The organism is Chromobacterium sp. S0633 (genome assembly GCF_024158805.1).
Taxonomy (GTDB): Bacteria; Pseudomonadota; Gammaproteobacteria; order Burkholderiales; family Chromobacteriaceae; genus Chromobacterium.
This window is the reverse complement of sequence record NZ_JAMZGH010000013.1, coordinates 58,079-64,078: the sequence shown is the minus strand read 5'-3', so window position 1 is coordinate 64,078 and position 6,000 is coordinate 58,079. Positions and strand designations below refer to the sequence as shown.

Sequence of the window (6,000 nt, the reverse complement as noted above, 5' to 3'; positions counted from 1 at the left end):
GTGGTGAAACATATCTCCGACCAGGTGATGGTGATGAACAAGGGCGAGGTGGTGGAGCAGGCGGACGCGGACCAGATCTACCGCGAGCCGCGGCAGAGCTATACCCGCAAGCTGTTGGAGTCCATCCCGCAAGGCTGGGTGGGCATGGCGCCGGCTTGAGCGCTGACGGCCATTCGCACAAAACCGCCGGGAAACCGGCGGTTTTTTCATGCTTTGGCGGCAAGAACCGAAAAAAACGCGTCGCGGCGGGAATAAAGCGCGCCGTCCGTCCGTATACCCCGTACTGAACGCCGAATGGTCGGCGGTTTCGTCAAGATGGAGCGCCGCGGCGCGCAGGCCTTGAGATGAGGGCCGGCAGTGGCCGCGTGTTCTACAACGGGAGGAGTCTGCGATGAAAGCATGGATGGCGGTGGCGCTGACGGCGCTGAGCATGGGCGCGTTGGCCGGGGAGGCGGCGTCGCGGCGCGACGGCGCGCTGGTGGACGCGCAAGGCATGACGCTGTACGTCTTCGACAAGGATGCGGCCGGCAGCGGCCGCAGCGCGTGCAATCAGGCTTGCGCGGCGCTGTGGCCGCCCTTGCTGGCGGCGGCCGAGGACAGCGCGCCGGAGGGTTTCAGCCGAATCCGCCGCGACGACGGCCAGACGCAGTGGGCGTATCAAGGCAAGCCCTTGTACCGTTTCGCCAAAGACGGCAAGCCGGGCGAGCGCGCCGGCGACGGCTTCAAGGAGGTATGGCATGTGGCGCGTTAAAGCGAGGGCGGCGCTGCTGTTGGCGGCATTGTCTACGCCCTTGGCCTGGGCGCAGGAGCCGGCGGCTTTCGATCCGCAAATCCGCAACAACACCCTGGCGGTCAATCCGGCGGAAACGCTGGCCCTGGCCGGCAACAGTTCCCGCGGCACGCTGCTGGCCTATGACTTGCGCGCCGGCAAGCTGCTGCGCGAACTGCCGGGCTTTGTCACGCCGCGCAATATCGTGTTTTCCCCGGACGGGGAGCGCTTCTACGTCTCCGACAGCAGCAAGGGCGTGGTGGAGCGCTGGCACGCGGGCAGCTGGACGCGGGAAGCCAGCCTGGCCATCGGGCCGGGGGCGTTCGGCACCGCGCTGAACCGGGACGGCAGCCGGCTTTATGTCAATAATCAGGCCGCCGGCAGCCTGACCGTGGTCAATCTGCCGCAATGGAAGGTGGAAAAAGTGCTGACCGGTTTCGCCCAGCCGCGCCAGGGCATCAAGGTATCGCCGGACGGCGGCACCGTGTTCGTCACCAACTTCCTGGGCGACAAGATCACCCTGGTGGACGCGGCCAAGCTGGAGGTTCGCGCCGAGGTGGGCGGTTTCGACAAGCTGCGCGCCATCTCCGTCAGCGGCGACGGCCGCAGCGTGTTCGCCGCCAATAGCGGCGCGGATACGCTGTCCTGGGTGGATGTGCCCAGCCGGACCGTGATCAAGACGGTGAAAGTGGGGCAAGAGCCTTACGGCGCGGCCTTGCGGCCGGACGGGCGCTTCCTGTATTCCGGCAACCTCAAGAGCCACTCGCTGACCGTGGTGTCCTTGCCGGCGTTCGAAGCGGTGGGGGAAATCACCGGCTTCAGCGGGCCGCGTCAGGCCATCAGCTTCAGCCGGGACAGCGGCAAGGCCTGGGTGTTGAACGAAGATCTGGGCATTGCGGAGGTGGATTTGACGCGTAAGGCCATTGTCCGGGTGCTGGCCCCCGCCGCTGGATGAGCGAGGCCGCCCAACAGCGCTTCCACCGTCTGCTGGTGGATTGCATTCCGCGCCTGAGGCGTTATGCCCGCGCCCTGGTGTTCGATCAGGGCGCGGCGGACGATCTGGTGCAGGACACGCTGGAACAAGCCTGGCGCAAGTGGCGGCAATGGCGGGAAGACCGCGACTTGCGCCCCTGGCTGTTCGGCATCATGCACCGGCAGCATATCGACGACTTTCGCCGCTACGGCGCCAGGCGGCAGCCGCTGTCGGAGGATATGGCCGAGCTGACGGTGGACGCGCCGCAGGAGCGCGGCCTGGCGCTGCGCGAGCTGGCGGCCAATCTGGCCCGGCTGCCGGAGGAGCAGCGCGCCGTGTTGCTGCTGCTGGCGCTGGAAGACATGAGCTATCAGCAGATTGCGGCGGCCTTGGACATTCCGCTGGGCACGGTGATGTCGCGGCTGAGCCGGGGGCGCGAACGCTTGCGCGGTTTGATGGAGGCGGGCGCCGCGCCGGCCGCCGGAGGAGGAGTTTGATGGAAACGGTCACGGAACAGGAATTGCAGGCTTATTTGGACGACGCCTTGCCGCTGGAGCGGCGCGCGGCGGTGGAAGCCTATCTGGACAACCACCCGGAGGCGCGGGAACGGCTGCGGACTTACCGCCGCTTGCAGGAGGATATCGGCGCCTTGTTCGAGCCGGCCTTGCGAGAGCCCGTCCCGCCGCGCCTGCTGGCCGCCGCGTTGCCGCCGCCGGCTCCGTTGCGGCGAGGGTGGCGGGTGCCGTGGTGGCAGGGCGCGGCCGCGTCCGTGCTGATGTTGGCCCTGGGCGGCGGCGGCGGCTGGTTGCTGCGCGGTCAGCTGCAAGCGCCGGCTGCGCAGTGGGTGGCGGCGGCGGACGGCCAGGAGCCTTTGCCGCGCTTGGCGGCGATGGCGCATGTGGTGTACAGCCCGGACGTGAAGCGGCCGGTGGAAATCGACGCCGAGCATCAGGACCAGTTGGTGGCCTGGCTGTCCAAACGGCTGCAAAGCCGGGTCAAGCCGCCGCTGTTGAGCGCGCAAGGCTATGAGTTGATCGGCGGCCGGCTGTTGCCGGGCGAACAAGGGCCGGTGGCCCAGTTCATGTACCACAACGCCGCCGGTCAGCGCATGACCTTGTACGTGGCCACCACCGCCGCGCCGCGCCGCGACGCGGGCTTCCGCTTCGCCAGCCAGGGGCCGGTGAACGTGTTTTATTGGTGGGACGGCCGCTTCGCCTACGCCTTGTCGGCCGGCCTGTCGCGGGATGAGCTGGGGAGGTTGGCGGAGGCGGCGCACGGCCAGTTGCGGACCTCCTGAGCCGCGGGCACAAAAAACGCCGCCGGTTGGCCCCGGCGGCGTTGTCTTTTGACGGCTGGCCTAAGCTCAGGCCGCGTCGTTCACCCAGCGGATGGCCTGGGTCGGCGCCACCTTGCTCTCGGTCACGATCTGCAGGGCCAGGCCGCCGCAGGAGGTTTCACGGTACTTGGCGTCCATGTCCTTGCCGGTTTCGTACATGGCGGCGATCACCTTGTCCAGCGACACCTTGGGGCTGCTGACGCGGTGCATGGCCATGCGCGCGGCGTTGATGGCCTTGACCGCGGCGATGGCGTTGCGCTCGATGCAGGGAATCTGCACCTGGCCGCCCACCGGGTCGCAGGTCAGGCCCAGATTGTGCTCCATGGCGATTTCCGCCGCCATGCACACCTGGGATGGGCTGCCGCCCATCAACTCGGTCAGGCCGGCCGCGGCCATGGAACAAGCCACGCCCACCTCGCCCTGACAGCCCACCTCGGCGCCGGAGATCGACGCGTTCAGCTTGAACAGGCAACCAATGGCGCCGGAAGACAGGAAGAAGCGCAGGCAGCTGTCCTCGTCCAGCGGCTGGATGAAGTGGTTGTAGTAGGCCAGCACCGCCGGCACGATGCCGCAGGCGCCGTTGGTGGGCGCGGTGACCACGCGGCCGCCGGCCGCGTTTTCTTCCGACATCGCCATCGCGTACATATTGACCCAATCCATCACGCTCATCGGGTCCTTGGCCACTTGCAAGGAACTGGTCAGCATCCGGTGCAGGGCCGGCGCGCGGCGCGGAATCCGCATCGGGCCGGGCAGATTGCCCTCGGTGCGCATGCCGCGGTCAATGCTGGTCTTCATCACATCCCACACTTTGGCGAAATGCTGCTGAACGTCCTTGACCTCATGGAAGGCTTTTTCGTTTTCCATCACCAGTGCGGAAATGGACAGGCCGGTTTCCTCGCACATATCCATCATCTGCTGCGCGCTGAGGAAGTGATAAGGCACCGGGGTGTCGCTGCAGGAGCTTTGATTGAAATGCTCCTCGTCCACGATGAAGCCGCCGCCGATCGAATAATACGTCTTGGTCAGCACGCACTCGTCGCCGACAAAGGCGTGGATCTGCATGCCGTTTTCGTGCATCGGCAGGTTGGCGGTGTGGAAATCCATGTCGAAGCCCACGCGCTGATGCGTGCGGCCCAGCGTCAGCTGGCGGGTTTTTTCCACATCGGCGATCAGGGCCGGCGTCTGTTCCGGGTCCACGGTGTCAGGCAGATTGCCGGCCAGGCCCAGGATGATGGCGTGGTCGGTGCAATGCCCCTTGCCGGTCAGGGCCAGCGAGCCGTAGCAGTCGACGTGAACATGGGTGACTTGGTTGAAACGGCCGGTTTCCTTGAGCGAGCCCAGGAACTGGTGGCCGGCCTTCATCGGACCGACGGTGTGGGAACTGGAGGGGCCGACGCCGATTTTGTAGATATCAGTCATGCTGAACATGATTGCTTACCTCTTGGCTTGATACTTTGGCTTGATGCTGAGGAGCCCGGCCGGCCGTGACCGGCCGGGCTGTCAGAGAAGGGCGATCAGGCGAACAGATCGTAGAAGATGGCGGAGATGGCGATCAGGCCGATCAGAACCACGAAGATGTTGCTGGCGGCGCCGGAGTATTTCTTCATGGCCGGCACTTTGGCGATGGCGTACATCGGCATCAGGAACAGCAGCATCGCGATCACCGGGCCGCCCAGGGTTTCGATCATGCCCAGGATGCTGGGGTTGAAGGTGGCCACGGCCCAGGTGGTGATGATCATGAACACGGCGGTGAAGCGGTCCAGTTTGGCGGTCTCGATGGATTTGCCGCTCTGGCGCAGTTGCTTGATGATCAGGCCGTTGAAGCCTTCTTTGGCGCCCAGGTAGTGACCCAGGAAGGATTTGCTGATGGCGACGATGGCGATCAGCGGAGCCACCCATTCAATCACCGGGTTGCGGAAGTGGTTGGCGAGGTAGGACAGGATGGAAATGTTCTGCGCCTTGGCGGCGGCCAGGTCGGCCGGGGACAGGCTGAACACGCAGCTGAACACGAAGAACATCACCGACAGCACCATCATGATGTGAGCGCGGATCAGCACGCGGCCGGCGGCCGGTTCAGCGGCGTCGCCATGCAGCTTCTGCTGGTCAACCGAGAAGGACGAAATGATGGGCGAGTGGTTGAAGGAGAACACCATGACCGGGATGGCCAGCCACAGCGTTTTGTAGAACGCGCCGTGGGACAGGGCGTCGCCCAGACTGCCGGCTTGCTGGATGGCCGAGCTGTTCCATTCCGGAACCAGGTACAGCGCCAGCAGCATCAGGCAGGCGACAAAGGGGTAAACCAGCACGCTCATGGCCTTGACGATCATCTTCTCGCCCAGGCGCACGATGGCCATCAGACCCAGGATCAGGATCAGCGACAGGATGGCGCGCGGCGGAGCGGACACGCCCAGCTGGTTGACCATGAAGGATTGCACGGTGTTGGTGATGGCTACGCTATACACCAACAGAATGGGGTAGATGGCGAAGAAGTAGAGCAGGGTGATCAGCTTGCCCGCGCCCACGCCAAAGTGCTCTTCCACCACCTCGGTGATGTCGGCGCCCGGCTTGGAGCTGGACAGTACGAAACGGGTGAGGCCGCGGTGAGCGAAGAAAGTCAGCGGCAGGGCCAGCAGCGCCATGACGATCAGCGGCCACAGACCGCCAATGCCTGCGTTGATGGGCAGGAACAAGGTGCCGGCGCCAATGGCGGTGCCGTACAGACCCAACATCCAGACGGTATCTTGCTTGGTCCAGGAGGACGAAGCGCCTGATTTGGGCAGGGGGGTGGAAACGGCTTGAGACATGATATTGGCCTTCATTAAAGACAAATGGGGTAATCGTTCTGGCGTGCCGCCCGGCGGCGCGCCGTTTTCATCTCTTGCTAGACTTTTGGTCAGTAGCTGGAACCGCTGATTAGTGATT

Annotated in this window: 6 protein-coding genes; 4 read left to right on the top strand and 2 right to left on the bottom strand. The window is 65.1% G+C overall.

Annotation, left to right across the window (positions count from 1 at the left end):
• The first annotated feature begins 391 nt into the window (after nt 1-391).
• Genes NK214_RS10295 through NK214_RS10280 form a run of 4 tightly spaced genes read left to right on the top strand, consistent with a single transcriptional unit; the run spans nt 392 to nt 3,039 of the window.
• A complete protein-coding gene (locus NK214_RS10295) occupies nt 392-751 on the top strand; it encodes a hypothetical protein (RefSeq protein ID WP_166453132.1) in 360 nt (119 codons plus the stop codon).
• On the top strand, nt 738-1,724 hold the full coding sequence (locus NK214_RS10290; protein ID WP_253314410.1) for a YncE family protein: 987 nt from the start codon (nt 738-740) through the stop codon (nt 1,722-1,724). Before NK214_RS10295 ends, NK214_RS10290 begins: the two co-directional genes overlap by 14 nt.
• The gene (locus tag NK214_RS10285; protein WP_253314409.1) at nt 1,721-2,239 is read left to right on the top strand and encodes an RNA polymerase sigma factor; all 519 of its coding nucleotides are present in this window, start codon (nt 1,721-1,723) and stop codon (nt 2,237-2,239) included. Before NK214_RS10290 ends, NK214_RS10285 begins: the two co-directional genes overlap by 4 nt.
• Nucleotides 2,239-3,039: an anti-sigma factor gene (locus NK214_RS10280; protein ID WP_253314408.1), complete on the top strand. Its 801-nt coding sequence runs from the start codon at nt 2,239-2,241 to the stop codon at nt 3,037-3,039. The genes NK214_RS10285 and NK214_RS10280 overlap by 1 nt, the downstream gene beginning before the upstream one ends.
• Before the next feature lie 66 nt (nt 3,040-3,105).
• On the opposite strand, the gene NK214_RS10275 is transcribed toward NK214_RS10280, so the two are convergent.
• Both NK214_RS10275 and NK214_RS10270 read right to left on the bottom strand, forming a co-directional pair.
• Nucleotides 3,106-4,506, bottom strand: a complete 1,401-nt coding sequence (locus NK214_RS10275; protein WP_107800124.1) for an L-serine ammonia-lyase — start codon at nt 4,504-4,506, stop codon at nt 3,106-3,108.
• A gap of 86 nt (nt 4,507-4,592) precedes the next feature.
• Nucleotides 4,593-5,882 (bottom strand): HAAAP family serine/threonine permease, encoded by a 1,290-nt coding sequence (locus tag NK214_RS10270; protein ID WP_107801908.1) that lies wholly within the window; start codon nt 5,880-5,882, stop codon nt 4,593-4,595.
• Nucleotides 5,883-6,000 lie beyond the last annotated feature (118 nt).